Origin of the sequence: Pseudoalteromonas sp. Z1A8, from assembly GCF_011378855.1 — a bacterium.
In the GTDB taxonomy this organism is placed as follows: Bacteria; Pseudomonadota; Gammaproteobacteria; order Enterobacterales; family Alteromonadaceae; genus Pseudoalteromonas.
This window is the reverse complement of the sequence record NZ_WTLB01000020.1, coordinates 1-23619: the sequence shown is the minus strand read 5'-3', so window position 1 is coordinate 23619 and position 23619 is coordinate 1. Positions and strand designations below refer to the sequence as shown.

The following is a 23619-nucleotide window of genomic DNA, read 5'->3' as shown; positions in this document are numbered from 1 at the left end:
ATAAATTAAACAATTAATACACTTTAAAATAAGATGACTAAGTTCTCGCTAAATAATTTAAGCCTACTAATCTTTTATAAGCAGCTAAAATTGATTAGTAATATTTGAATTTCCCGTGTATACCCCTGTATTAATAATTAACAAAAGTTATACTTTCTAAACAAACCGTCATAAATAAGGAATTCTTAATCTATGTCAGCAATTTACATAGCCGGTATCGCACTTTGCTCTGTGCTTGCCCAATGGGTCGCGTGGGCTTTTAGAGTACCCGCTATTCTTTTTTTATTGCTTACTGGTCTTTTGCTTGGACCATTTAGTGGTGTTTTAGACCCTGATGCACTTTTAGGTGATTTACTGTTTCCAGTAGTATCACTCAGCGTTGCCATCATTTTATTTGAAGGTTCCTTAACTCTGCATTTCAGAGAATTAAAAGGGATAGGAAAAGTTGTAAGGAATCTCTGCTCAATCGGTATGCTTACTACCTGCATTATTATTAGCCTAAGCGCCTACTGGTTGCTTGAGCTCAATTGGCGTGTGGCTGCGGTGTTAGGCGCAGTACTCGTTGTTACTGGCCCTACCGTTATAGCACCGCTATTAAACTCAATGCGCCCAACACAAGACATAGACCGCATTCTTCGCTGGGAAGGTATTGTAATAGACCCTATTGGCGCATTATTTGCCGTATTAGTATTTGAAGCTGTAATGCTTGTAGGCCAAGGCGAAGTATTTAGCCATACTATTATTGCTTTAGTTAAAACACTTGGCGTTGGCTTAAGTATTGGTGTTGCAGCAGGTTGGATCACAACGCTACTAATGCGCCGAGAGTGGCTACCATTTGAATTACATAAGTTTGGTATTTTAGCTTTAGTACTTATTAGTTTTTCTGTATCAAACCACTTAAGCCATGAATCAGGCCTATTAGCAGTAACTGTATTTGGTATATGGCTTGCGAACCAAGACGATTTAGAAATAGATTCTGTACTTGAGTTTAAAGAAGACTTGTCGATGATATTAATATCAACGCTGTTTATTTTACTTGCAGCACGCTTACAGCTCTCTGATTTAATGATGCTCGATAGCGATGTATTTATATTTTTAGCCATAGTACTTTTTATTGCACGCCCACTGTGTATAGCAATTTCGACCTTTGGTACTGACTTACCAATGAAGTCTCGCTTGGTGCTTGCCTGGATTGCTCCACGAGGTATAGTTGCCGCTGCTGTTGGGTCGGTATTTGCACTAAGTATGATGGAAGCTGGCGTTGCCGATGCTGAAAAAATGGTGCCACTTATATTCACGGTAATCATCATTACGGTTGTGCTACAAAGCTTAACAGCCATTCCTGTTGCCAAGCTATTAGGTGTACGCCAACCATCGCCAAATACAATATTAATTATTGGTGCAAACCATGTATCGCGTGCAATTGGACGTGGCTTACAAGAGCAAAATATTCCGGTTCACCTTTCAGACCCAGCATGGGAAAACTGTAGAATGGCGCGTATGGATGGCTTAGCTTGTTATTATGGTAATCCGCAATCAGAACATGCTGAACGCTATTTACCGTTAACTACTATTCGTAGTGTATTAGCCTTATCGCCAAACCGTCATCATAATGCGCTAGGCGTTCAATACTTTTCGCATTTACTTAATGAAAAAAATGTATTTTCGCTTCGCTCATCAACGTCGCATGCTAAAGCAAACAAAGACAGCGCAACGTTTTTATCAAGACAAATACTGTTTGGCGACGAAGGCTCGTATGCACGTTTAAGCAGTATTATTGCCAAAGGCGGTAAGGTAAGTTCAACACGTATCTCTGATGAATTCACCTGGGAGCAATACCTAGAAATGAATCCTGAGGCTATCCCTTTGTTTATTCTTAAAGGTGATAAAGATAGCGACGACGATACGCCAGTTAAGTTAAGACCTTTTACAATCAACATGGAAAAGCCGCCGCAAGAAGGCGAGCGTATTGTTGCATTGCAGCCACCCAAAATGTCGGTTTTAAAAGACCCACAACCAAAGGCTAAAGAAGAAAGTTAAACACTTTTACTACCTGTAAAAACACAAAACCCTAACTTATAAAATTAGGGTTTTGTTTTTTAAGAGGCATTAAATTGGAAGCCGGGCGCGGGCAACCACACTATCAGGCATTTTTTGCGCTAACTTTGTCAGCGCTCGCTCAATTTTTTTATGAGTCGCTTTATCTGCCACCATAGAGTTAAAGAGCCAACGGTAAGCATCTTCAAAATCACGCGGGCTGCCATAGCCATCATTAAATAATTTAACTAAACGCAGTTGTGCCTTTAAATTCCCTTGCGACGAAGCTTCACGCAAATATGTAATTGCCATCGCTTTATCTTGTTGAACTAAACGCCCGGTGTCGTAATATCGCCCTAATTGCTCCAGTGCTGCCGCTAAGCCTTGCTCAGCTGCTTTTCGCATGTAATACACACCTAACTCTACATTTCGATCAACACACACGCTATAAGCCAGCATGTCGCCATATAAGAATTGATAAGACGGCAATGCCATTTTATTGGCTCGTGCTTCTATATCTTGCACTAACTGGCAATCATCTGCCTTTACACGCGCTAAATGTGTATTTTTATTTATTAACGCAATTAGCTCAGATTCAGTGTACAGCGGCACTGCAGCTGGGCTTTCTGTAGCTAAGCTATTGGTTAATATAAATAAAGACAACGAAATTAACGAAAGCCTTAATACGCAATTACGAGAAAATAAACGCATGCTCACCACTTATAAAAATAAACTTATTAAATGATATACAAAGATCGTTCCAAGGTGAATTTTAGACACAAAAAAAGCTGCACTAGGCAGCTTTTTTTATCTAACAGTAATTACGCAAACGGGTTGCGAAGTACCATAGTTTCTACGCGGTCAGGACCTGTAGAAATAATATCAATTGGAACACCCGTAATTTCTTCAATACGCTTGATGTAGTCAATCGCAGCTTTTGGTAAACCGTCAAGACTCGTTACACCAACAGTGTTTTCTGACCAACCTGGCATTTCTTCGTATACTGGTGTTACTTTATCGTAACCTTCAGCTGCTAATGGCGTTATGTTAGTAACAGTACCATCTTCAAGCTTATAACCAGTACAGATTTTAAGTGTTTCTAAGCCATCTAAAACATCAAGCTTAGTTAAACAAAAACCTGAAATACTGTTGATTTGAACTGCACGGCGCATAGCCACTGCATCTAACCAACCAGTACGACGAAGTCGACCTGTTGTTGCGCCAAATTCATGACCTTTATCACCTAGGTGCTTACCAACCGGATCTTGTTTTTCAAGACCATCGTAAAGCTCTGTAGGGAAAGGACCTGAACCAACACGTGTAGTGTACGCTTTAATAATACCTAAAACGTAATCAAGGTTTAGTGGACCAAAACCAGCACCAGTCGCAACGCCACCAGCGGTAGTGTTTGAAGATGTTACATAAGGGTAAGTACCGTGATCGATATCAAGTAATGTACCTTGTGCACCTTCAAATAAAATGTTTTCGCCTGCTAAACGCGTTTGATCTAAAAGCTCAGTTACATCTACAACCATTGCTTTTAAGATATCTGCAACAGCCATTGCATCATCAAACGTTTTTTGGAAATCTACAGCATCTACTTTGTAGTAGTTAACTAAAGTGAAGTTATGGTATTCAAGAACTTCTTTTAATTTAGCTGCAAAAACTTCAGGATTAAATAAATCGCCTACGCGTAAACCACGGCGCGCCACTTTATCTTCGTACGCTGGACCAATACCACGGCCAGTTGTACCAATTGGCTTATCGCCACGAGCAGTTTCGCGGGCTACATCTAATGCAACATGGAAAGGCAAGATTAGCGGACATGCTTCACTTATTAAAAGACGCTCACGTACAGGTACGCCGCGTTCTTCAAGCATGCCAATTTCTCTCATTAGCGCTTCTGGTGATAAAACTACACCATTACCAATCACACATTTAACATTGTCACGTAATACACCCGATGGAATAAGGTGTAGAACCGTCTTTTCACCTTCGATAACTAAAGTATGACCCGCATTGTGGCCACCTTGATAACGAACTACTAAAGATGCTTTGTCTGTAAGGAGATCAACTACCTTACCCTTTCCTTCGTCACCCCATTGGGTGCCTAATACAACAACGTTTTTACCCATCGTAAATTCACTTAGAGAAAATTAGGACGAGATTTTACCAGAAAACTAAAGTAAAGATCACCCCTGTTCAGCTTATTTTTTCTGCGCGTAACTGTTCTATCGAAATATCAGCTAATAACCACATAAATAACAGTGATTTATGATTTTAAACTGCATTTAACAAAAAGCCCCGCAAATGCGAGGCTTTTAACTTTTAAATAATTAAGGTAAAGCTTATTGAGCTTTAGCACCTTTCATATATTGGAAGAAGTCGCTATCTGGTGAAAGTACCATAACGTCTTGCTTATCTTTAAAAGTCTTTTTGTAAGCTTCAAGCGAACGTACAAAACTAAAGAACTCAGGGTCTTTGTTATACGCGTTAGCATAGATGCCTGCGGCATCAGCATCGCCTTGACCACGTACAGAACGCGCATTACGCTCTGCATCGGCAAGCATTACTGTTACACGACGGTCAACACCCGCACGAATAGTCTCGGCTTTTTCCTGACCTTCAGAACGGTGCTCTTTTGCAACAGCAGTACGCTCAGCGCGCATACGTTGGTAAATAGAGCTACTTACTTCTTGTGGTAGGTTAATTTGCTTAACACGTACATCTAACACTTCAATTCCTAGCTCACGAGCGCTTTCAGAAGCTTGTACTAACGCTTCTTCCATTAACTCGCTACGCTCACCTGATACAATTTCGCGAATTGTACGTGTACCAAAGTTTGTACGAAGACCATTATTTACTTTTTGCTTAAGTAGCGTTTCAGCATATTGCTTATCACCACGGGCACGTAAGTAAAAAGCACTAAAGTCGTTAACGCGCCATTTTACAAATGAATCAACTATTAAGTCTTTTTTCTCACTAGTAACAAAGCGGTCTGGTGCACCATCTAGCGTTTGAATACGTGCATCAATGCGACGCACTTGGCTAAAAAATGGCACCTTAAATTGCAGGCCTGGACCATATACAATCGCTTTATCGTCGCTATCTTTTTGTACTTTACTGAATAACATTACAATTGCTTTTTGCCCTTCAGGTACAACAAATACCGACGAGAAAGACATAACAATGGCAGCTAATAGTATTACTAAACTAAAGTTTTTCATTATGATTATCTCCCATCATTAAAGCGGTCGTTGTTAAAGCGGTCATTTCCACTGTTAACAGAGCTATTGCGTGACGTATTTACCTTATTACGTAAATCTTGAATATCACTTGAGCTTGGAAGTGCAACGCGTGTTGCTGTCCCTTGCTTATCCATGATCTTATCAAGTGGTAAATAAATCATGTTATTACCGCCTTTCACATCAACCAGTACTTTAGAGCTGCTACCTAACACTTCTTCCATTGCATCGATGTATAAGCGCTCACGAGTAACTTCTTTAGCTGCTTGATATTCAGGTAATAGCTTTTCAAAGCGAGCTACCTCACCTTGCGCTTCTAATGTAATACGTTCTTGGTAACCTTCAGCTTCTTGAGTCATACGCGTTACTTGACCACGAGCACGCGGTTCAATTTCACGAGCATATGCTTCTGCTTCACGGATAAAACGTTCTTCATCTTCTTGTGCAGCAATCGCATCATCAAATGCATCTTTAACTTCAGTTGGCGGACGAGAATCTTTAAAGTTCACGTCAGTCACAATTAAGCCTAAGTTATATGGTTCGATAATCTTATTAAGCTCATCCCATGTATTTTGACGAACAACCTCACGGCCGTTAGTTAATACTTGGTCCATTTTTGCATGGCCCACAACATAACGTAATGCACTATCAAGCGCTTCTTCTAAGCTACTATCAGCGTTAGTTACGCTAAATTGATAAAGATATGGGTCAATAACACGGTACTGCACCTGAAACTCAACGCTTACTACGTTTTCGTCTTCAGTTAGCATAAAACCAGAAGCCGATAATGAACGAACTGCTTCAATATCTACTGGGATTACAGTTTCAATGAATGTCATTTTCCAACGCAGACCAGGATCAGCAATTCGGTCATATTTACCAAATTGAAGAACCACACCACGCTCGGCTTCTTTAACCGTATAAATACCACTTAACGCCCATACAATAACGGCGATAATAAGTATGAATGAAATACCGGCTCCGCCAAGTCCACCGCCGCTACCATTGCCGGATTTTTTCCCGCCAAATAAGCCGCCGAACTTGTTACTAAACTTGCGGAACACCTCGTCTAAATCAGGTGGGCCTTGATCACGTCCGCCTTTATTATTCCACGGATCTTTGTCATTGCCATTATTACCCGGTTCATTCCAGGCCATAGCTATACTCCATTGTTATCTAAATAAATTAGGAAATTGTGTTAAATCTAACAAATCTACCGCGTTTCTCATACAAAAACCGACATTAAAACGTCAATTTTTAATTACGGTTGATAAAACCAGCAATTTCAGGACCAAATTCTTTAATTAAACGATTCCACTCAACCATTGGCATCCTAACATCTAACAGCCAATTACCTTGCTCATCAAATCGCTCTTCATGTACTGCATTTAAACTAAACAATGCAGCTCTTAGGCGACCATACAATGGCGTAAGAAATAATGTTTCGTTAAACATCTTCTTAGCAAGTAGCTCACTAATAGCCTCGCTAAGTAGTTCACACCCTTCACCAATCTGAGCGCTAAGCCATACTCTTATAGGTTGGCCTTCGTCATCGCGATCAATACGTGGGCTTACATTATCCAGCGCATCAATTTTATTATAAATTAATAACTGTGGTACTTCATCGGCTTCAATTTCTTTAAGCACCGATTGTACTTGTTCAATATTTTCTTGAAGACGAGAGTCTGCTGCATCAATTACATGCAACTGTAAATCAGCTTCACGGGTTTCTGTTAGTGTAGCTTTAAAAGCAGCAACTAAGTCATGCGGTAAATGACGAATAAAGCCCACTGTATCAGCCAAAATAACAGGACCAACATCACCTAACTCAAGCTTACGTAAAGTAGGGTCAAGCGTTGCAAACAACTGATCGGCTGCGTATACATCTGAGTTTGTAATTCGATTAAATAATGTAGATTTACCCGCATTGGTATAGCCAACTAACGATACCGTAGGGATTTCGTTACGTGTACGAGCTCGCCTACCTTGTTCGCGCTGCACCGCTACTTTAGCTAAACGCGCACGGATATTTTGAATACGAGCACGAAGTAATCGTCTGTCCGTTTCAAGTTGGGTTTCACCAGGTCCACGTAAACCAATCCCGCCTTTTTGGCGTTCCAGATGGGTCCAGCCTCGAATTAATCGAGTCGACATATGGCGAAGTTGTGCCAGTTCAACTTGCAGCTTACCCTCATGGGTGCGTGCACGTTGGGCAAAAATATCAAGAATTAGTGTCGTTCTATCAAGCACGCGACACTGACAAACACGCTCTAAATTACGCTCTTGTGATGGTCTGAGTTGATGATTAAAAATTACGACATCTGCATTGTGGATTTTAACAATCTCAGCTATTTCTTCTGCTTTACCGGTACCGACGAATAGTTTCGGATGTGGTGCTTGACGGCTGCCTTGCACAACCGCCAAACTACTAACACCAGCAGAAGATACCAACATTTCTAATTCATGAAGATCTTCACGATCTCCTTCCTTAGGCAAGTCGATATGAACTAAAATTGCATGTTCGCCGGATTCATAGCGGTCAAACAAACATTATGCTCCTAATTAAAAGTTTCCAGCTTCTGCCTCTTCAGTGTCTTCACTCCCTTGGACTGCTTGGAAGTTAACTGCGCGAGCAGGGACAACTGTTGAAATTGCATGCTTATAAACCATTTGATTTACTGTGTTCTCTAGTAAAATAACAAATTGGTCAAATGACTGAATTTTGCCTTGTAATTTTATGCCATTTACCAAAAAGATTGATACTGGAATGCGCTCACGACGTAGTGCATTCAAAAATGGGTCTTGTAACGATTGGCCTTTTGCCATGTTATTATTCCTTCGTTCTAGGTGTTATTATAATTAAGTGGCTGAACTTATTTAATTAAACTAAATAATATTCAACTACTACTAGCTTAGCGAACTTACTACACGATGCAAGTTTTCTTCGTCACCCGTTGTTAACCAAGTAACATCAGGCCAACTACGAAGCCACGTTAACTGACGTTTTGCCAATTGACGTGTTGCTGCGATGCCACGAAAAACCATTTCATCATGGTTTGTTTCACCCGCAAGGTAATCCCACATTTGTCTATAACCAACACAACGAATAGAAGGCATATTGGGGTGTAAATCCTTACGTAGATATAGGGTCGAAACTTCATTTTCAAACCCCTGATCAATCATTATTTTAAACCTTTCTTCAATTCGGCGGTGTAATTCGCTGCGTTCTTGCGGTGCAATCGCAAATTGATGAAAAGTATAAGGTAAAGCCGGCTGTTTTTGCTTTTGCAACTCAGTCATGGTCTTACCAGTTAACCTGTAAACCTCTAAAGCTCGATTAATCCTTTGTGAGTCATTCTCACTTATTTTTTCGGCTGCTTTTGGGTCAACTTTAGCTAATTCTTTATATAAATGAGGCCAGCCAAATTCTTTAGCTTGTGCTTCTAGCTCTGATCTTATTACTGTATCTGCTTCAGGCAAAGGCGATAAACCATCAATTAAAGATTTAAAGTACAACATTGTACCTCCAACCAATACAGGCACTTTACCTTGTCTATGAAATTCGTCAATTTTTTGTACTGCATCGCGCCTAAAATCAGCAACTGAATATGTTTCACTCGGGTCAAGTAGGTCGATCAGATGATGCGGAGCTTTAGCAAGTTCTTCTGCATCGGGTTTTGCAGTACCAATGTTCATATCTTTATACACTAAGGCTGAATCAACGCTGATTATTTCTGTATTTAAATGCTCGCACAGTGAGATTGCCAATGCTGTTTTACCAGCAGCAGTTGGACCCATTAAAAATATGACTGGTAAATTACTCAACACTGATACCTTAATCTAATTGCATTAAATAGTGATTTAGCTCTATTTTAACTGCTTTTTCGCGTAAGCGTTCAATAGTTTGCGGATTATTTTGTAAGCGCATTTGTTGCGCTAAAAACACATTGCTTAAATAAAACCGGGGAGGTACACATTTTATCTGCCACTCTAACCAATTCTCTATATTTTCAAGCCCTGCTTTACACCCATCAAGTAGCTCACCTATCGCTGTACTTACATCAAGTAAATATAAGCACGCTGGCAATTTTTTAACCATTACAAACTGTTTTTCTATTACGAGTTCAAAACCAAGTAAAGTAAACCACGATTGCTGAGCTTCTATAAGTAAGCAATCTTCTTTTGATAAGTTTACTCTTACGGGCAGCAAAAGAGCTTTCCCTTCTAAACTTCCGGACTCTTTAATTTGATTATGCCAATCATCTACCAATGCATATTTGAAATGTGAGCAATACAATTGCTGCTCAACACTAAATACACACGCACCTTCATTAACACTGATGATTGAAACTGTCTTTAAAACATTATGCGCAGACTCTAACTGGTGTTGTGCTACGGGTATGTTTGCTACATTATCAAAATGCGCAGCGTGTTGCTCACTCACACCTTGATAAAACGCGTTTACATCATGATGGCTCGTACTTGGTGTAGCCCGATATCCCCCATTACCTCCGCCCGTTCTAGTGCCTGATGATGAGCTACCAGCACTTCCAGAATAAGAGGGCTGTAATTGCGATTTAGGGTAATCAAACACGGCTTCGCTCTGGATATTATTAGCAGTGCTATGCGTTGTTCCCATGAACGCTGGCGAGGACTCAGTTCCGGTGTTCACAGGTTCGTTACTAAATTCGCCTTGCAGTGGTACTACTACCTGCTTAATCGCTTGCAATATAAAATCATGAATTAAGCGCCCTTGATGAAAGCGCACTTCATGCTTAGCTGGATGAACATTTACATCAACCTGGCGAGGGTCTATATCAATATAAATGACAAAACCGGGTAATTCTTGTGTTCCACTTACTTCTTCAAATGCTTGGCGTATAGCATGCAGAATAAGTTTATCGCGCATCATACGATTATTAACATAAGTATACTGAGTCGTATTAGCTGAACCTACAGGCAGTACCCAACCATGCAGCTGTAAGCCACCCTCTCCTGATTGAATATGCAGACCTTGCTCAGCAAAAGCCTTACCTGCAACTTGCGCTACACGTGTAATAGCCTGAGAGGGATCTGTCTTCGCACGATACTGCCTTACTACTTTTTCGTTGTGAGTTAGTGTAATAGAGACATCAAAGCGACTAAGCGCTATGCGTTTTATCAACTCATCAATGTGGCTAAATTCAGTCTTTTCGGTGCGTAAAAACTTACGCCTTGCTGGGGTATTAAAAAATAAATCTTTTACTTCAATCGTTGTGCCATCAGGGTGCGCTACAGGCTTTACTTGCACGGCCATATCGCGACCTTCTGCAAATGCTTGCCAGGCTGCTTCTTGCTCTTTAGGTTTTGAGCTCAGCGTTAAACGCGATACAGAGCTAATTGACGCAAGCGCTTCGCCCCTAAAACCAAGTGAACAAATATTTTCAAGGTCATCTAGAGATTTTAATTTACTCGTAGCGTGACGAGAAAGTGCAAGCGTTAGCTCATCTTTACTTATCCCTGAGCCGTTGTCGCGAATACGAATAAGCTTATGACCACCACGCTCTATATCTATTTGAATACGTGTAGCGCCAGCATCTAAACTGTTTTCGACCAACTCTTTTACTACCGACGCTGGGCGCTCTACCACTTCGCCTGCGGCAATTTGGTTAGCTAAACGCGCGGGTAATATTTCAATATTCATTAATTTCCTAACAGATATATTTTAGTGATGATTTAGCTTTGCGGTATATCGAGCTCTTGCCCAATAAATAAAGTATTAGAGCTAAGCTTATTAACTTGTTTTAATTTAGTGACCGTAATGCCATAGCGACTCGCCAACATACTTAAAGACTCACCCGGGCGGACTTTATGCTTTGTTGGATATTGCGATTTTAATTTGGCAAATAAAGAATCATCGGGTGGATTTTTTAAATAATAATTTTTAATTGAAGTAAATATAGCTTTAGCCAAACGCTCTTGATGATTAGCGCTTTTAAGTAGTTTTTCTTCTCGCGGGTTAGATATAAACCCTGTTTCTACTAAAATAGACGGAATATCTGGTGATTTAAGTACAGCTAGACTCGCATGTTGCGGATCTTTTTTATGGAGCTTAGCCACTTTACGTAACTCTTTAACCACTTCGTCGGCTACATTTAAGCCGGTTTTCATAGAGTGGTCCATCGACATATCAAGCAGTGCTTGCGCCAAATATTTTTCGTTAGCGGCATCTTTCATTACGTCGGCAGCACCACCTAAAAGCTCAGAATGCTTTTCCTTATCTTCTATCCATTTACCTATTTCTGAATTAGCGCGCCTTAATGACAAAACCCAAACAGAAGCACCATTTGGCCCAGGGCTTGTAAATGCATCCGCGTGAATAGAAACAAAAAAGTCAGCTTTTTTCTCACGAGCTCGATTGGTACGGGTATTTAGTTTTACAAAATAGTCACCGCTTCGTACCATACGCGAAATCATTCCGCGCTCACCATCAATCATGCGCTCTAAACGTTTTGCAATTTGCAGTGTTACCGTTTTTTCGTACGTACCAGACGGCCCAATTGAACCGGGATCTTCACCGCCATGACCCGCATCAATTGCAATAACAATATCGCGTTCTTGGCTTAGTTGGCGGTTTTTAGCTGCAGTTTGAGCAGGTGAAGTAACTACAGCAGCTTGGCTTTTATTGTATAAATCAACAACAAGTCTATTTTTATAAGGGCCTGTAGGCGCTAAAGCAAATACAACGGGCTTTACTGGCGTACTTAACTCAAACACTAAACGTACGCTTTGTTTATTTTTAGGTTTTGAGTAACGTAATTTACTTACTATTTGATGTTTTGGTGGCACACCAGGTAGTATTTTTAACTCGCTGGTATTTTCTAAATCAATCACCAAGCGGCTAGGGTTTTTAAGCATAAAATAGCTAAAGTCGGGTTTATCATTTAAATCAAATACCACGCGCGTACTATCTGGGGATGGCCAAACGCGAACACTATTGATTGTATTTTTAGCCCACAGCGGCAAACTTATGGTAATAACCATAAGGTAAATAAAAAGTTTAACTACACCTCGGCTCATTTGATAATTACTGCCTTAACTATATTATTATTTGTTATTTAGTTTTTCGACAATTGCTATACCGCGCTCACTAGCACTATTAATAACAATTTTACGCTCGTTACCCATATAGCTTAGAGTAATATCTAAATCAGGCACAGGAATAAATTCGCCACCCTTTTCTGGCCATTCAACAACACAAATTGCATCTGGTGAAAAATAATCACGTATTCCCATGTATTCAAGTTCTTCAGGATCACCTAAGCGGTATAAATCAAAGTGATAAACATTTGCGCGTTCGAGTTCATAAGGTTCTACAAGTGTATATGTTGGACTTTTAACCTTACCTGTATGGCCAAAACCTTGTACCACACCTCGTGTAAACGTTGTCTTACCCGCACCCAAATCACCATGCAAATAAATCACCGCACCTTGCTCGATAACATCAGCAACACGGTTACCCATTGAGACCGTGGCTACTTCATCAGTTAAATGAAATTCAAAACTACGCGTCATTACTACCTCAAAAATTCATTCAAAAGCGCATATTTGCTAATCATACCAGAATATTAATTTAAGGCGATAAATTGAAGTTTTAGACATAAAAACTCAAGGACAAAAGTGGGACAGGTATACATGGTATTTACGTGTATAGTCATCCATTTATATTTAATGATGCACTACACCTACTCTACGAAGCATCCCGCTAAAATAAGACCTCGAAGGAAACGCCTCAACTAAGAGGCTTTTACAATCTATAAATAACCATGTAAATCCAATTATATACTACTTAAAACTTTCCTGACCCAGCTCGATAGACTCATACCTCTTCCCTGTTAATTTAATCACCCAAACACTGTCTGTAAATGTACGACTAAAATACACCGTTTGCCCATCTGGAATATGAGGCATAAAAGATGTAATTGACTCCCACTGTCCACCTACTTTCTCCTTCAATTTCATCGTTGCATTAAAGTAACTGCCATCTTCATTTGATTTAACTTCAAGCGCCGTTAACTGTGCATCATTGCCTATTTCTATTAATGCACTTTTATTTAAACTGGCTAATAGTTGAGGCTGATGGCTTGGTTTTAAACTCTCTAAGGTTTTATCTATTTGGCTATCGATGGTGATTTTATTTGGCAATTTATAAATAGTCGCTTTAATTGCAAGCACAGGCTCTGCAAAACTCGTGTGCGATACAAACAGAAAGCTAATAAACAAGACTGCTTGATAAAAATACATTTTCATTAGTGACACTCCTTTATTAATTAGTCTGCTTAGCATAACTAAAAAACATCTAATTAATATATAACGTACTAATATTCATGATATTCTTTTTATTCATTGCAATGAATATAACTCAGCGGGCTATTTAAACAACTCATTTTTAGCGATAATGAACGAGTAGATAAATAATTAGAGTATGGAAACATGTCATCGTTAGGAACAGAATTAAAGCACCTTAGAGCAAATAAAAAATGGACACAAGCCTTTGCTGCTCGAGAAATTGGTATTCAGCAATCCTATCTATCGAAGCTAGAAAACGGACAATTTATTCCTTCACCCGATGTCATTAAAAAATTAAGTGCCTGCTATCAAATTTCTTTTGACCATCTTATACCTAATCTAGCAAAAACATCGAACTCTACTAATAAGCTAAAATGGGGTAGCATTATTTTAATTACTACTGGCATACTGATTTACCTTTGCGCTGTGCTTAACATATTTTACCCTGAAACCTACTTTACCTATCAAGCTAAAAACCTAGATTTTTGGGCAATAAATATTACTGAAATGTATAAAGGTGAAAAGTATATAGAAGGGGACGTGGTGTATGAAATCATAGGTCAACGTGACGTAAGTCGCTTAGAGAACCGCGCTTTAATGGTATCTTCTGCTGTACTTATCCTCGGCGGGCTTTTAGTAAGCCTACTTATAAATAAATCTTGGCTGAAAAAGAGCAGTTAGTATAAATTTATGCTCTAAGTTTACAAAATTATCCCTCTTCCTTCATGATAATTTTAATTAAGTCAGAAGTAATTTTACGCGTTGAATTATTAAGATATTTAAGTAAATTGGTATGAGTGATACTCAATCTAAACAATAGTAAGTAACTTTAACTTAGATATACCCTTCTACTAAATCACTGTTTCAGAAAACAAAAAGCCCCAGCTAATGCTGGGGCTTTTTTACAAAACTAACTTAATTAAAAAATTAAGCTTGTTTTGGACTAGAAATAACGTCTACTAAAGTCCAAGATTTATTCTTAGAAATTGGTGCACATTCACGGATAGTAACTACGTCACCCGCTTTTGCTGTGTTATTTTCGTCATGTACGTGTAACTTAGTCGTACGTTTAATGAATTTCCCATAGATTGGGTGCTTCACGTAACGTGCGATAGCGATAGTGAAAGATTTTTCCATCTTGTCGCTGATTACACGGCCTTGAAGAGTACGAATTTTATCGCTCATTATTGACCTGCCTTCTGGTTAATAACTGTTTTTACACGCGCGATATCGCGGCGTACTGTTCTTAGCGTGTGTGTCTGAGCTAACTGACCAGTGCTAGCTTGCATGCGCATATTAAATTGCTCACGAAGTAGTCCTAGAAGTTCAGCATTAAGCTCTTCTACGCTTTTGTCTTTTAGTTCGCTAGCTTTCATCACATTACCGTCCGAGTTACGAAAGTTGTTTTGAATGGCAATTTACGAGCAGCAAGGTCGAATGCTTCACGAGCAAGCTCTTCTGAAACACCTTCCATTTCGTAAAGTACTTTACCAGGCTGAATTTCAGCAACCCAATATTCAACAGAACCTTTACCTTTACCCATACGAACTTCAAGAGGTTTTTCTGTAATCGGTTTGTCAGGGAAGACACGAATCCAGATTTTACCTTGACGTTTCACGTGACGCGTCATAGCACGACGAGCTGCTTCGATTTGACGAGCAGTCATACGGCCACGGCCAGTTGCTTTCAATCCGAAAGTACCGAAGCTTACTTTGTTACCGTTTTGCGCTAAACCGCGGTTGCGGCCTTTGTGCATTTTACGGAATTTTGTACGTTTTGGCTGTAACATTAGTCGCTACCTCTACTTAGCACTTTTCTTGGCTTTCTTTGGTGCGCGTTTAGCTGGCTTCTCTTGCTCTTGTACTAGTGGTAAACCACCAATAACTTCGCCTTTGAAGATCCAAACTTTAACACCAATGATACCATAAGTGGTTAAGGCTTCAGAAGTTGCGTAATCGATATCAGCACGAAGAGTATGTAGAGGTACACGACCTTCACGATACCATTCTGAACGTGCGATTTCAGCGCCGCCAAGACGACCGCTAACTTCAACTTTAATCCCTTTAGAACCGATGCGCATTGCATTTTGTACCGAACGCTTCATAGCGCGACGGAACATAACACGACGTTCTAGTTGAGAGGCAATGCCGTCTGCTACTAGTTGTGCATCTAGTTCTGGTTTACGTACTTCAGAGATATTAATCTGAGCAGGTACACCAGCGATTTTAGTTACCGCTTGACGTAATTTTTCTACGTCTTCGCCTTTTTTACCGATAACAACACCCGGACGAGCCGTGTGGATTGTTACTCGGATTGATTTTGCTGGACGCTCAATAACGATTTTAGACACAGAAGCCGTTTTCAATTCCTTTGTAAGGAATGTACGAACTTTGTGATCGCCAAAAAGCTGTGCAGAGAAATCTTTTGAACTCGCGTACCAGGTAGAAACCCAAGGTTTAGATATACCTAGGCGAATACCAGTAGGATGAACTTTTTGTCCCATTACTTATACTCCTAGCTATCTGAAACCATAACAGTGATATGGCTTGTACGCTTAAGGATGCGGTCTGCGCGTCCTTTAGCACGAGGCATAATACGTTTCATTGTAGGACCATCGTCCACAAAGATCGTTGTTATACGAAGCTCATCAATGTCAGCACCTTCGTTATGCTCTGCGTTAGCAATAGCAGACTCAAGTACTTTCTTAACTAATACAGCGGCTTTCTTAGGGCTGTACGCCAGGATTTCTAGTGCGCGATCTACAGGTAACCCGCGGATCTGATCTGCAACTAGACGTGCTTTTTGCGCCGAACCAGAGGCGAATTTATGTTTAGCTAATGCTTGCATTTATCTTCCCCTCTTATCGTTTCTTCGCTTTCTTATCCGCAGCATGGCCACGGTAAGTGCGAGTTGGTGCAAATTCACCTAGTTTGTGACCGATCATTTCGTCAGAAACGAAAACTGGTACGTGCTGGCGACCATTATGGACAGCAATGGTCAATCCGATCATGTTAGGTATGATCATTGAACGACGGCTCCAAGTTTTAATTGGCTTTTTCTCACCGCTTTCCAAAGCTTTCTCTACCTTCTTCAGCAAGTGTAGGTCTATAAAAGGACCCTTCTTGAGAGAGCGTGGCATGGCTATTCCTCAATATTACTTAGTACGACGACGTACTATAAATTTATCCGTACGCTTGTTCTTACGCGTCTTCGCACCTTTAGTCGGTTTACCCCATGGAGACACAGGATGACGACCACCAGATGTACGACCTTCACCACCACCGTGTGGGTGATCTACCGGGTTCATGGCAACACCACGAACTGTCGGACGAATACCACGCCAGCGATTTGCACCTGCTTTACCAAGTGAACGAAGCATATGCTCAGCATTGCCTACTTCACCTAGAGTCGCACGACAATCAGATTCAACTTTACGAACTTCGCCTGAACGAAGACGTAATGTTACATATTGACCATCACGAGCAAGGATTTGAACGTATGCACCAGCAGAACGTGCTATTTGAGCACCTTTACCTGGTTTTAATTCTACGTTGTGAACAGTCGAACCTACAGGCATATTACGCATTGGTAATGCATTACCAGGTTTGATTGGTGCATCAACACCAGACTGGATTGCATCGCCAGCTTTTAAGCCTTTAGGTGCGATAATGTAACGACGCTCACCGTCTGCATATAATACAAGAGCGATGTTTGCGCTACGATTTGGATCGTATTCTAAACGTTCAACAGTAGCTGGAATGCCATCTTTAGTACGTTTAAAATCGATTAAACGGTAGTGTTGTTTATGACCACCACCGATATGACGAACCGTAATACGACCATTGTTATTACGACCACCTGATTTAGAGTTTTTCTCTAAAAGTGGTGCGTATGGCTTACCCTTATGTAGATCAGAGTTAACCACTTTAACTAGGTGACGACGGCCCGCAGAAGTAGGCTTACACTTTTGAAGTGCCATAATTCTATCCCCTTATTACTCGGCGCCGCCGACAAAGTCTAGCTCGCTGCCTTCTTTAAGAGTAACGTAAGCTTTCTTCCAGTCGCTACGACGACCGAAACGTGCGCCAGTACGTTTTGTTTTACCCTTAACGTTAAGTGTGCGAACACCAGTTACTTCTACTTCAAAAAGCTTCTCAACTGCTACTTTAATTTCAGCTTTAGTTGCGTCATTTACTACTTTAAAAACAATAGTATTGTTTTCTTCAGCAGCAATTGTGCTTTTTTCAGAGATATGTGGAGCAAGGATCACTTTTAAAAGACGTTCTTCGCGAATCATGCTAGCGCCTCCTCAAGTTGCTTAACAGCAGCGGCTGTAATAAGTACCTTATCGAAAGCAATTAAGCTTACAGGATCGATACCAGCTACATCACGTGTGTCAACCTTATAAAGGTTACGTGCCGATAAGAAAAGATTTTCATCTACTTCTTCAGTCACGATAAGAACATCTTTAAGCTCAAGTTCTTTAAGCTTAGCAACTAGTTCTTTAGTTTTTGGTGCTGCTAGAGCAAAACTTTCAACAACGATTAAACGCTCTTGACGAACTAATTCAGATAAGATGCTTTTAATCGCACCACGGTACATTTTACGGTTTACTTTTTGGCTGTGGTCTTGTGGTTTAGCTGCAAAGCTAACGCCACCTGAACGCCAAATTGGGCTACGGATTGTACCGGCACGTGCACGGCCAGTACCTTTTTGAGCCCATGGTTTTTTACCACCACCGCTTACTTCAGAACGTGTCTTCTGAGCACGAGTACCTTGACGAGCGCCTGCTGCGTATGCAACAACTACTTGATGTACTAATGCTTCGTTAAACTCACGTCCAAAAGTAGCTTCAGAAACTTCAAGACCGCCAGAAGCGTCTTTAATTGCTAATTCCATCACTAAATCTCCAGGACTTATGCTTTAACAGCTGGTTTAACGATAACGTCACCGCCAATAGCTCCAGGTACTGCACCCTTAACTAAAAGCAAATTACGCTCAGCGTCAACGCGAACTAGTTCTAAGTTTTGAGTCGTTACACGCTCAGCACCCATATGACCGGCCATTTTCTTACCTTTAAACACCTTACCAGGTGATTGGTTTTGACCGATTGAACCAGGAGCACGGTGAGATAGAGAGTTACCATGTGTAGCGTCTTGCATGCTGAAATTCCAGCGCTTAACACCACCTTGGAAACCTTTACCTTTAGAAGTACCGGTTACGTCAACCTTGTTGATTTCGTTGAATAATTCAACAGTAAGCTCAGCGCCTACTTCAAAATCGCCTTCACCACCGTTAAGGCGGAATTCCCACAGACCGCGACCCGCTTCAACACCAGCTTTAGCGAAATGACCCGCTTTAGCTTTGTTTACACGACTTGCTTTTTTAGTGCCTGCGGTTACTTGAAGCGCGTTATAACCGTCTGTTGCGTCAGATTTGATCTGAGCAATGCGGTTAGGTGTCGCTTCAATAACTGTCACAGGGATAGATACACCATCTTCAGTGAAGATTCGTGTCATACCCACTTTACGACCGACTAGACCTAATGCCATTTTCCTAAAACCTCTCTAATCTTTCGATTAACCCAGGCTGATTTGAACATCAACACCAGCAGCAAGATCTAAACGCATAAGCGCGTCTACAGTCTTGTCAGTTGGTTCTACGATGTCAATCAGACGTTTATGGGTGCGGATCTCGTACTGATCACGCGCATCTTTATTAACGTGCGGTGAAGTTAGTACAGTAAAACGTTCAAAGCGTGTAGGTAGTGGAATTGGTCCACGTACTTGTGCGCCAGTGCGTTTCGCAGTTTCCACGATTTCTGCCGTTGATTGGTCAATCAAACGGTGGTCAAAAGCTTTTAGGCGAATACGAATGCGTTGATTTGACATTCTTAACCTCAATATAAAGAGCATATAAAAGAGCATAAAAAAACGACCGAAACAATCTTAAAACTTAAGATGCCGGCTGTTTGATTATATCTACGTTGAGTTCCAAATCGGAACTCCTGTTTATTAGCTTGAAATCCAAGCTTAATTTATCCTTTCTAGTTCCCAGAGGAATTTTGAAAGCCTGCGTATTATAGAGGTATTGGTGATAAATGCAACAACTATTTAGAAACAATACTATGCCAGTAAATTTGATTAAATAAGCACCCATACATACTTACTAGCTATACTTGAACTAATACCTCTACTGTTAGTCAATAAAGCAAGTTAACACCTTAATTACGCAAACTAAGGGATTTTTAGATATTATGATATCCTACTGCGCTAATTTTGGCCTTAATACTCTCAATATGGTGAGTCGATGCGTATTTTTAATTATTGTTTAAATGTTATGTCTGCTGGATTTAGCCGCTTATTTGTGAAAAGCAAAGTGCTGCCAGAAAACCCTATTAAACAGTATGATCTAAACCCTGAGTACCCTACATTTTATATAGTGCGTTTAAATTCACGATTTGATTTAGCGGCTCTCGCACATGCGTGTAAAAAAAATGGTCTACCTAGCCCAACCGAAGAGCAAGTATTAGGCAACCAAAATTTAGATCGTTTTATTGGTATTAAAAACCCGCCACCACTATTTGGTGATGAAGCTAAACCAACCAATGCTTTAGCTCAAGGTAAACAAATCATTGAGTACCTAATAGAGAGCGGACAGCAAAACGTACAAGTTGTTCCGGTTACTATTTTATGGGGACGCGACCCAGGTAAAGAAAAGCCAGGATTACGTACTTTAATTACACACTCTCTAACTCCTAGCTGGTTTAGAAAGATTTTTGTGGTGTTGTTTTCAGGTCGCGATAACTTTATTCGCTTCAGTCAGCCTCTCGACTTATCGCTTTTAGTAAATGAAAAAGCTGACGTAAGTGAATTACCCCATAAGTTGTTACGTGTTGCACGCGTACACTTTAAACGTCAAAAACTTGCAGCAACTGGTCCTAAAATGCCCTCTCGCGAGCAATTATTTAATTCATTATTAGCGTCACCAACAATAAAAAAAGCAATTCAAGATGAAGCTAAAGCTAAAAATATTAGCCAAACCGAAGCCCGTCAAAATGCACTTAAACTACTTGATGAAATAGCAGCTAATTACTCTGAGGCAATGATACGTGTGGCCGAGCGATTTTTAACTTGGTTATGGAATAAGCTTTATAACGGTATAGATATTAAGCACGCAGAGCAAATTCATGAACTAACAGATAAAGGCCATGAAATTATCTATATGCCGTGCCATCGCAGCCATATGGATTATTTACTACTTACTTACTCTATTTATCATTTAGGTTTAGTGCCGCCACATATTGCTGCAGGCGTAAATCTTAATTTTTTCCCTGCCGGAGGCATATTTAGACGCTCAGGCGCATTTTTCATTCGTCGCTCGTTTGCAGGCAATAAACTTTACTCTGCCATATTCAAAGAGTATTTAAGCCAGTTATTTATTAAAGGTTACTCTGTTAAGTTTTATACAGAAGGCGGTCGAAGTAGAACTGGGCGTCTGCTTCCACCTAAAACGGGTATGCTATCAATGACATTACAAGCAATGCTACGTGGAATAGACAGACCAATATCTATCGTTCCTGTATACATTGGCTACGAGCACGTAATGGAAATTAACACCTATCTTAAAGAGCTGGATGGAAAAGATAAAAAAGGCGAATCTATTTTTGGAATTTTTAAGGCAATCAAAAACCTTAAAAACTACGGTCGTGGTAATTTAAACTTTGGTGATCCAATCTCCATTAACCAATATTTAAATGATAACCAACCTGATTGGCGTGACTCAATACATCCTACCGATGTACAGAAGCCACAATGGTTAGCACCACAAGTGACTAAACTTGCTGACCAAGTAATGGTTAAAATTAATAATGCAGCGGCGCTTAATGCGGTTAACTTACTAGCGATGATATTGCTGGTTAACGATAAACAAGCATTGAGCAAACCAAAGCTATTAGCACAACTTGATTTTTACCTGCGTTTACAACGCGACGCTAGCTACAGCGATAAAGTAACAGCCCCAGACGAAACGCCAGAGCAATTACTAACGCATGCATTAAAGCTTAATAAGTTTGAGGTAATAAGTGATGAGTTTGGCGAAATTATTACTATTAGTGATAAAGAAAAAGTATTGTTTAATTACTACCGCAACAATATTTTGCACTTGTTTGCAGTACCAAGCTTAATTGCGTTGCACTTATTTAAGCAACACAGCACGACCATTGAGCAATGCCAGCAGCTTGTAAAAACGTTTTATCCGTTGTTTGCCAAAGAGTGGTACTTGCAGCCTCTTGATGAAAACTATATAACGCGTATTTTAGCGAACTTTGCAGATCAAAATTTAATTGAGTTTGATGGTGACAATATTCATATAACAAACGGTAATGACTGCTTAGCTAAGCTAGAAATGCTTGGGCGAGCACTTAGCTTTACTCTGCAACGATACGCTATTGTGATTGGTTTTATTCAAACAAGTGATGGCATTGAAAAAGCTGAGTTAGAGCGAGAAAGCCAAGTGCTCGCGCAGCGTTTAGGCACACTACATGGAATTAAAACACCCGAGTTTTTTGACAAAAAAGTACTTGTTAGCTTTATTGAAAACTTACGTGGTGAATCATTAATAACAGAATGTGATAAGGGCTTAGTAGGTAGTACACAACTTTGTGAAACCTATGCACACCTTAAAACATTACTGCCAGCACGCGTCTGGCAGTCAATAAGCGATATAGTACAAGATCAGTGTAACTAGTACTCAATCCATAAAAGGGGGTTAGCGCTGGCGCATAACCCCTTCTTGCATTGTTGAGGCAACTAAGTTGCCTTGGCGATCAAAAAACTGACCGCGTACCAAGCCACAACCATTGCTCGCACTTGGACTATCAATTGAATACAAAATCCAATCATCCATTCTAAACGGGCGATGAAACCACATTGCGTGGTCTATGGTCGCTACTTGCATATTTGGCTGCATAAACGATACACCATGAGGCTGTAATGCAGTTGGTAAAAACTCAAAGTCAGACGCATACGCAAGTAAATAATTATGAATGCGTTGATCGTCAGGCATCTCACCATTAGCTTTAAACCAAATATGCTTTACCGGCTCCATAACTTCTGGTTTAAATGGATTATGAAAAGTAACTGGTCGCATTTCAATCGGCATTTCACGCGTAAACTTATTACGGATGACTTCAGGGATATGCGAAGCGTTATCTTGGTAAAACTCAAGTGATGAACGCAGGTCTTCAGGTGCTGGTACATCAGGCATTGTTGCTTGATGCGATAAGCCATTTTCTTCACCCTGAAATGATGCAGTCATATAAAAAATCGGTTTACCGTACTGAATCGCTTTTACTCGTCGAGTACTAAAGCTCTTCCCATCACGAATAGTTTCTACATCATAAACTATAGGTTTAGCCGGATCGCCTGGGCGTAAAAAGTAAGAATGCAATGAGTGAACTATACGCCCCTCAGGGAGAGTTTCTTTAGCTGCAGAAAGTGCCTGCCCCATAACCTGACCGCCAAATACAGCACCAAAGCCTAAGTCTTGGCTTTGCCCTCGGTACAAACCTTTCTCAATTTCTTCAAGTGATAATAGCGACAACAAATCATCTAATACTTGGCTCATTATTTCTTCCTCAATCCCCAGATAAGTTAATGATACTATAGACTACAACTATGTAAATCTTTGTTAGGAGTACTGTTATGGCTTACTGGCTTTTTAAAACCGAACCCGATGCCTTTTCGATTGATGATTTAAAAAACGCACCAAAACAAACGACCCTCTGGGAAGGCGTGCGTAATTACCAAGCACGAAACTTTATGCGTGATGGCGTTAAAGTCGGTGACTCAGTCATGATTTACCATTCAAGTTGTAAACACGTAGGCATGGCAGGTATTGCTGAAGTGACACACAATGCCTACCCAGACCCGAATGGCACTGCATTAAGCTTTTCCTCCCTTTGCTCCAGTATTTTTCCTCTGCTTTGCCGGGTGACCATTTTTCAATA

At 40.4% G+C, this 23619-nt stretch carries 27 protein-coding genes; 4 read left to right on the top strand and 23 right to left on the bottom strand.

The genetic code is table 11. The features are described 5' to 3' along the window. Positions 1-192 precede the first annotated feature (192 nt). A complete protein-coding gene (locus GQR55_RS09690; RefSeq protein WP_166420416.1) occupies positions 193-2040 on the top strand; it encodes a sodium:proton antiporter in 1848 nt (615 codons plus the stop codon). Between the two features lie 69 nt (positions 2041-2109). Here the strand turns inward: GQR55_RS09690 and GQR55_RS09685 are convergent, their stop codons facing one another. The 11 genes from GQR55_RS09685 to GQR55_RS09635 form a co-directional block, all read right to left on the bottom strand. Beyond that, the gene (locus GQR55_RS09685; RefSeq protein WP_166420415.1) at positions 2110-2748 is read right to left on the bottom strand and encodes a tetratricopeptide repeat protein; all 639 of its coding nucleotides are present in this window, start codon (positions 2746-2748) and stop codon (positions 2110-2112) included. 110 nt (positions 2749-2858) lie between these two features. Beyond that, positions 2859-4172: an adenylosuccinate synthase gene (locus GQR55_RS09680; protein WP_024600222.1), complete on the bottom strand. Its 1314-nt coding sequence runs from the start codon at positions 4170-4172 to the stop codon at positions 2859-2861. Between the two features lie 213 nt (positions 4173-4385). After that, positions 4386-5264, bottom strand: coding sequence for a protease modulator HflC (hflC, locus tag GQR55_RS09675; protein WP_002957880.1), 879 nt, complete (start codon positions 5262-5264; stop codon positions 4386-4388). Between the two features lie 5 nt (positions 5265-5269). Beyond that, positions 5270-6439, bottom strand: coding sequence for an FtsH protease activity modulator HflK (gene hflK / locus GQR55_RS09670; RefSeq protein ID WP_166420414.1), 1170 nt, complete (start codon positions 6437-6439; stop codon positions 5270-5272). A 100-nt stretch (positions 6440-6539) separates the two neighbouring features. Next, positions 6540-7829, bottom strand: a complete 1290-nt coding sequence (gene hflX / locus GQR55_RS09665) for a ribosome rescue GTPase HflX (protein WP_166420413.1) — start codon at positions 7827-7829, stop codon at positions 6540-6542. Positions 7830-7844: 15 nt separating this feature from the next. Beyond that, positions 7845-8108, bottom strand: coding sequence for an RNA chaperone Hfq (gene hfq, locus GQR55_RS09660; protein WP_024597268.1), 264 nt, complete (start codon positions 8106-8108; stop codon positions 7845-7847). An 81-nt stretch (positions 8109-8189) separates the two neighbouring features. After that, positions 8190-9107 (bottom strand): tRNA (adenosine(37)-N6)-dimethylallyltransferase MiaA, encoded by a 918-nt coding sequence (gene miaA, locus GQR55_RS09655; protein ID WP_166420412.1) that lies wholly within the window; start codon positions 9105-9107, stop codon positions 8190-8192. 10 nt (positions 9108-9117) lie between these two features. Then, on the bottom strand, positions 9118-10965 hold the full coding sequence (mutL, locus tag GQR55_RS09650) for a DNA mismatch repair endonuclease MutL (protein WP_166420411.1): 1848 nt from the start codon (positions 10963-10965) through the stop codon (positions 9118-9120). A 32-nt stretch (positions 10966-10997) separates the two neighbouring features. Then, complete coding sequence (locus tag GQR55_RS09645; RefSeq protein WP_166420410.1) at positions 10998-12341, bottom strand: N-acetylmuramoyl-L-alanine amidase; 1344 nt, start codon at positions 12339-12341, stop codon at positions 10998-11000. Positions 12342-12368: 27 nt separating this feature from the next. Continuing rightward, complete coding sequence (tsaE, locus tag GQR55_RS09640) at positions 12369-12836, bottom strand: tRNA (adenosine(37)-N6)-threonylcarbamoyltransferase complex ATPase subunit type 1 TsaE (protein WP_166420409.1); 468 nt, start codon at positions 12834-12836, stop codon at positions 12369-12371. Between the two features lie 270 nt (positions 12837-13106). Next, a complete protein-coding gene (locus tag GQR55_RS09635; RefSeq protein WP_166420408.1) occupies positions 13107-13571 on the bottom strand; it encodes a hypothetical protein in 465 nt (154 codons plus the stop codon). A gap of 183 nt (positions 13572-13754) precedes the next feature. Between GQR55_RS09635 and GQR55_RS09630 the strand changes: the two genes are divergently transcribed. After that, complete coding sequence (locus tag GQR55_RS09630) at positions 13755-14291, top strand: helix-turn-helix transcriptional regulator (RefSeq protein ID WP_166420407.1); 537 nt, start codon at positions 13755-13757, stop codon at positions 14289-14291. A gap of 246 nt (positions 14292-14537) precedes the next feature. Here GQR55_RS09630 and rpsQ read toward each other — a convergent pair whose 3' ends face one another. The 11 genes from rpsQ to rpsJ are packed head-to-tail and all read right to left on the bottom strand — an operon-like array spanning position 14538 to position 19501. Then, the gene (rpsQ, locus tag GQR55_RS09625; protein ID WP_002957888.1) at positions 14538-14795 is read right to left on the bottom strand and encodes a 30S ribosomal protein S17; all 258 of its coding nucleotides are present in this window, start codon (positions 14793-14795) and stop codon (positions 14538-14540) included. Beyond that, positions 14795-14986, bottom strand: coding sequence for a 50S ribosomal protein L29 (gene rpmC, locus GQR55_RS09620; RefSeq protein ID WP_002957889.1), 192 nt, complete (start codon positions 14984-14986; stop codon positions 14795-14797). The genes rpsQ and rpmC overlap by 1 nt, the downstream gene beginning before the upstream one ends. Beyond that, complete coding sequence (gene rplP, locus GQR55_RS09615; protein WP_002957890.1) at positions 14986-15399, bottom strand: 50S ribosomal protein L16; 414 nt, start codon at positions 15397-15399, stop codon at positions 14986-14988. The genes rpmC and rplP overlap by 1 nt, the downstream gene beginning before the upstream one ends. A 12-nt stretch (positions 15400-15411) precedes the next feature. After that, the gene (gene rpsC, locus GQR55_RS09610) at positions 15412-16113 is read right to left on the bottom strand and encodes a 30S ribosomal protein S3 (RefSeq protein ID WP_002957891.1); all 702 of its coding nucleotides are present in this window, start codon (positions 16111-16113) and stop codon (positions 15412-15414) included. 11 nt (positions 16114-16124) lie between these two features. Continuing rightward, positions 16125-16457, bottom strand: a complete 333-nt coding sequence (gene rplV, locus GQR55_RS09605; RefSeq protein WP_002957892.1) for a 50S ribosomal protein L22 — start codon at positions 16455-16457, stop codon at positions 16125-16127. A 13-nt stretch (positions 16458-16470) separates the two neighbouring features. After that, entirely contained in the window at positions 16471-16749 is a 279-nt protein-coding gene (gene rpsS / locus GQR55_RS09600; RefSeq protein WP_004588689.1) for a 30S ribosomal protein S19, read from the bottom strand. 15 nt (positions 16750-16764) lie between these two features. Continuing rightward, positions 16765-17589: a 50S ribosomal protein L2 gene (rplB, locus tag GQR55_RS09595; protein ID WP_002957895.1), complete on the bottom strand. Its 825-nt coding sequence runs from the start codon at positions 17587-17589 to the stop codon at positions 16765-16767. Positions 17590-17604: 15 nt separating this feature from the next. Next, positions 17605-17907, bottom strand: coding sequence for a 50S ribosomal protein L23 (gene rplW / locus GQR55_RS09590; RefSeq protein WP_002957896.1), 303 nt, complete (start codon positions 17905-17907; stop codon positions 17605-17607). Next, a complete protein-coding gene (gene rplD / locus GQR55_RS09585) occupies positions 17904-18509 on the bottom strand; it encodes a 50S ribosomal protein L4 (protein ID WP_002957897.1) in 606 nt (201 codons plus the stop codon). The genes rplW and rplD overlap by 4 nt, the downstream gene beginning before the upstream one ends. A 17-nt stretch (positions 18510-18526) precedes the next feature. Then, positions 18527-19162: a 50S ribosomal protein L3 gene (gene rplC / locus GQR55_RS09580; protein ID WP_002957898.1), complete on the bottom strand. Its 636-nt coding sequence runs from the start codon at positions 19160-19162 to the stop codon at positions 18527-18529. A 27-nt stretch (positions 19163-19189) separates the two neighbouring features. Continuing rightward, entirely contained in the window at positions 19190-19501 is a 312-nt protein-coding gene (rpsJ, locus tag GQR55_RS09575; protein WP_002957900.1) for a 30S ribosomal protein S10, read from the bottom strand. A 418-nt stretch (positions 19502-19919) separates the two neighbouring features. Between rpsJ and plsB the strand changes: the two genes are divergently transcribed. After that, positions 19920-22358 carry a glycerol-3-phosphate 1-O-acyltransferase PlsB gene (plsB, locus tag GQR55_RS09570; RefSeq protein ID WP_166420406.1) on the top strand — a complete coding sequence of 813 codons (2439 nt, stop codon included), beginning with the start codon at positions 19920-19922 and terminating at the stop codon, positions 22356-22358. 21 nt (positions 22359-22379) lie between these two features. On the opposite strand, the gene tesB is transcribed toward plsB, so the two are convergent. After that, complete coding sequence (gene tesB / locus GQR55_RS09565; protein ID WP_166420405.1) at positions 22380-23237, bottom strand: acyl-CoA thioesterase II; 858 nt, start codon at positions 23235-23237, stop codon at positions 22380-22382. A 77-nt stretch (positions 23238-23314) separates the two neighbouring features. Here tesB and GQR55_RS09560 point away from each other — a divergent pair. Beyond that, the coding region (locus GQR55_RS09560; RefSeq protein WP_240916840.1) for an EVE domain-containing protein at positions 23315-23619 on the top strand (305 nt) is incomplete at its 3' end.

Bases quoted from the DNA above. Each gene is read 5' to 3' on its own strand.
- GQR55_RS09690 (WP_166420416.1), top strand. From the start codon at position 193: ATGTCAGCAATTTACATAGCCGGTATCGCACTTTGCTCTGTGCTTGCC.
- rpmC (WP_002957889.1), bottom strand. From the start codon at position 14,986: ATGAAAGCTAGCGAACTAAAAGACAAAAGCGTAGAAGAGCTTAATGCT.
- hfq (WP_024597268.1), bottom strand. From the start codon at position 8,108: ATGGCAAAAGGCCAATCGTTACAAGACCCATTTTTGAATGCACTACGT.
- rplD (WP_002957897.1), bottom strand. From the start codon at position 18,509: ATGGAATTAGCAATTAAAGACGCTTCTGGCGGTCTTGAAGTTTCTGAA.
- hflK (WP_166420414.1), bottom strand. From the start codon at position 6,439: ATGGCCTGGAATGAACCGGGTAATAATGGCAATGACAAAGATCCGTGG.
- GQR55_RS09685 (WP_166420415.1), bottom strand. From the start codon at position 2,748: ATGCGTTTATTTTCTCGTAATTGCGTATTAAGGCTTTCGTTAATTTCG.
- tsaE (WP_166420409.1), bottom strand. From the start codon at position 12,836: ATGACGCGTAGTTTTGAATTTCATTTAACTGATGAAGTAGCCACGGTC.
- GQR55_RS09630 (WP_166420407.1), top strand. From the start codon at position 13,755: ATGTCATCGTTAGGAACAGAATTAAAGCACCTTAGAGCAAATAAAAAA.
- rplW (WP_002957896.1), bottom strand. From the start codon at position 17,907: ATGATTCGCGAAGAACGTCTTTTAAAAGTGATCCTTGCTCCACATATC.
- rpsC (WP_002957891.1), bottom strand. From the start codon at position 16,113: ATGGGACAAAAAGTTCATCCTACTGGTATTCGCCTAGGTATATCTAAA.
- hflC (WP_002957880.1), bottom strand. From the start codon at position 5,264: ATGAAAAACTTTAGTTTAGTAATACTATTAGCTGCCATTGTTATGTCT.
- rpsJ (WP_002957900.1), bottom strand. From the start codon at position 19,501: ATGTCAAATCAACGCATTCGTATTCGCCTAAAAGCTTTTGACCACCGT.
- rplV (WP_002957892.1), bottom strand. From the start codon at position 16,457: ATGCAAGCATTAGCTAAACATAAATTCGCCTCTGGTTCGGCGCAAAAA.
- GQR55_RS09645 (WP_166420410.1), bottom strand. From the start codon at position 12,341: ATGAGCCGAGGTGTAGTTAAACTTTTTATTTACCTTATGGTTATTACC.
- GQR55_RS09635 (WP_166420408.1), bottom strand. From the start codon at position 13,571: ATGAAAATGTATTTTTATCAAGCAGTCTTGTTTATTAGCTTTCTGTTT.
- rplB (WP_002957895.1), bottom strand. From the start codon at position 17,589: ATGGCACTTCAAAAGTGTAAGCCTACTTCTGCGGGCCGTCGTCACCTA.
- plsB (WP_166420406.1), top strand. From the start codon at position 19,920: ATGCGTATTTTTAATTATTGTTTAAATGTTATGTCTGCTGGATTTAGC.
- rpsQ (WP_002957888.1), bottom strand. From the start codon at position 14,795: ATGAGCGATAAAATTCGTACTCTTCAAGGCCGTGTAATCAGCGACAAG.
- rpsS (WP_004588689.1), bottom strand. From the start codon at position 16,749: ATGCCACGCTCTCTCAAGAAGGGTCCTTTTATAGACCTACACTTGCTG.
- rplP (WP_002957890.1), bottom strand. From the start codon at position 15,399: ATGTTACAGCCAAAACGTACAAAATTCCGTAAAATGCACAAAGGCCGC.
- GQR55_RS09680 (WP_024600222.1), bottom strand. From the start codon at position 4,172: ATGGGTAAAAACGTTGTTGTATTAGGCACCCAATGGGGTGACGAAGGA.
- mutL (WP_166420411.1), bottom strand. From the start codon at position 10,965: ATGAATATTGAAATATTACCCGCGCGTTTAGCTAACCAAATTGCCGCA.
- rplC (WP_002957898.1), bottom strand. From the start codon at position 19,162: ATGGCATTAGGTCTAGTCGGTCGTAAAGTGGGTATGACACGAATCTTC.
- tesB (WP_166420405.1), bottom strand. From the start codon at position 23,237: ATGAGCCAAGTATTAGATGATTTGTTGTCGCTATTATCACTTGAAGAA.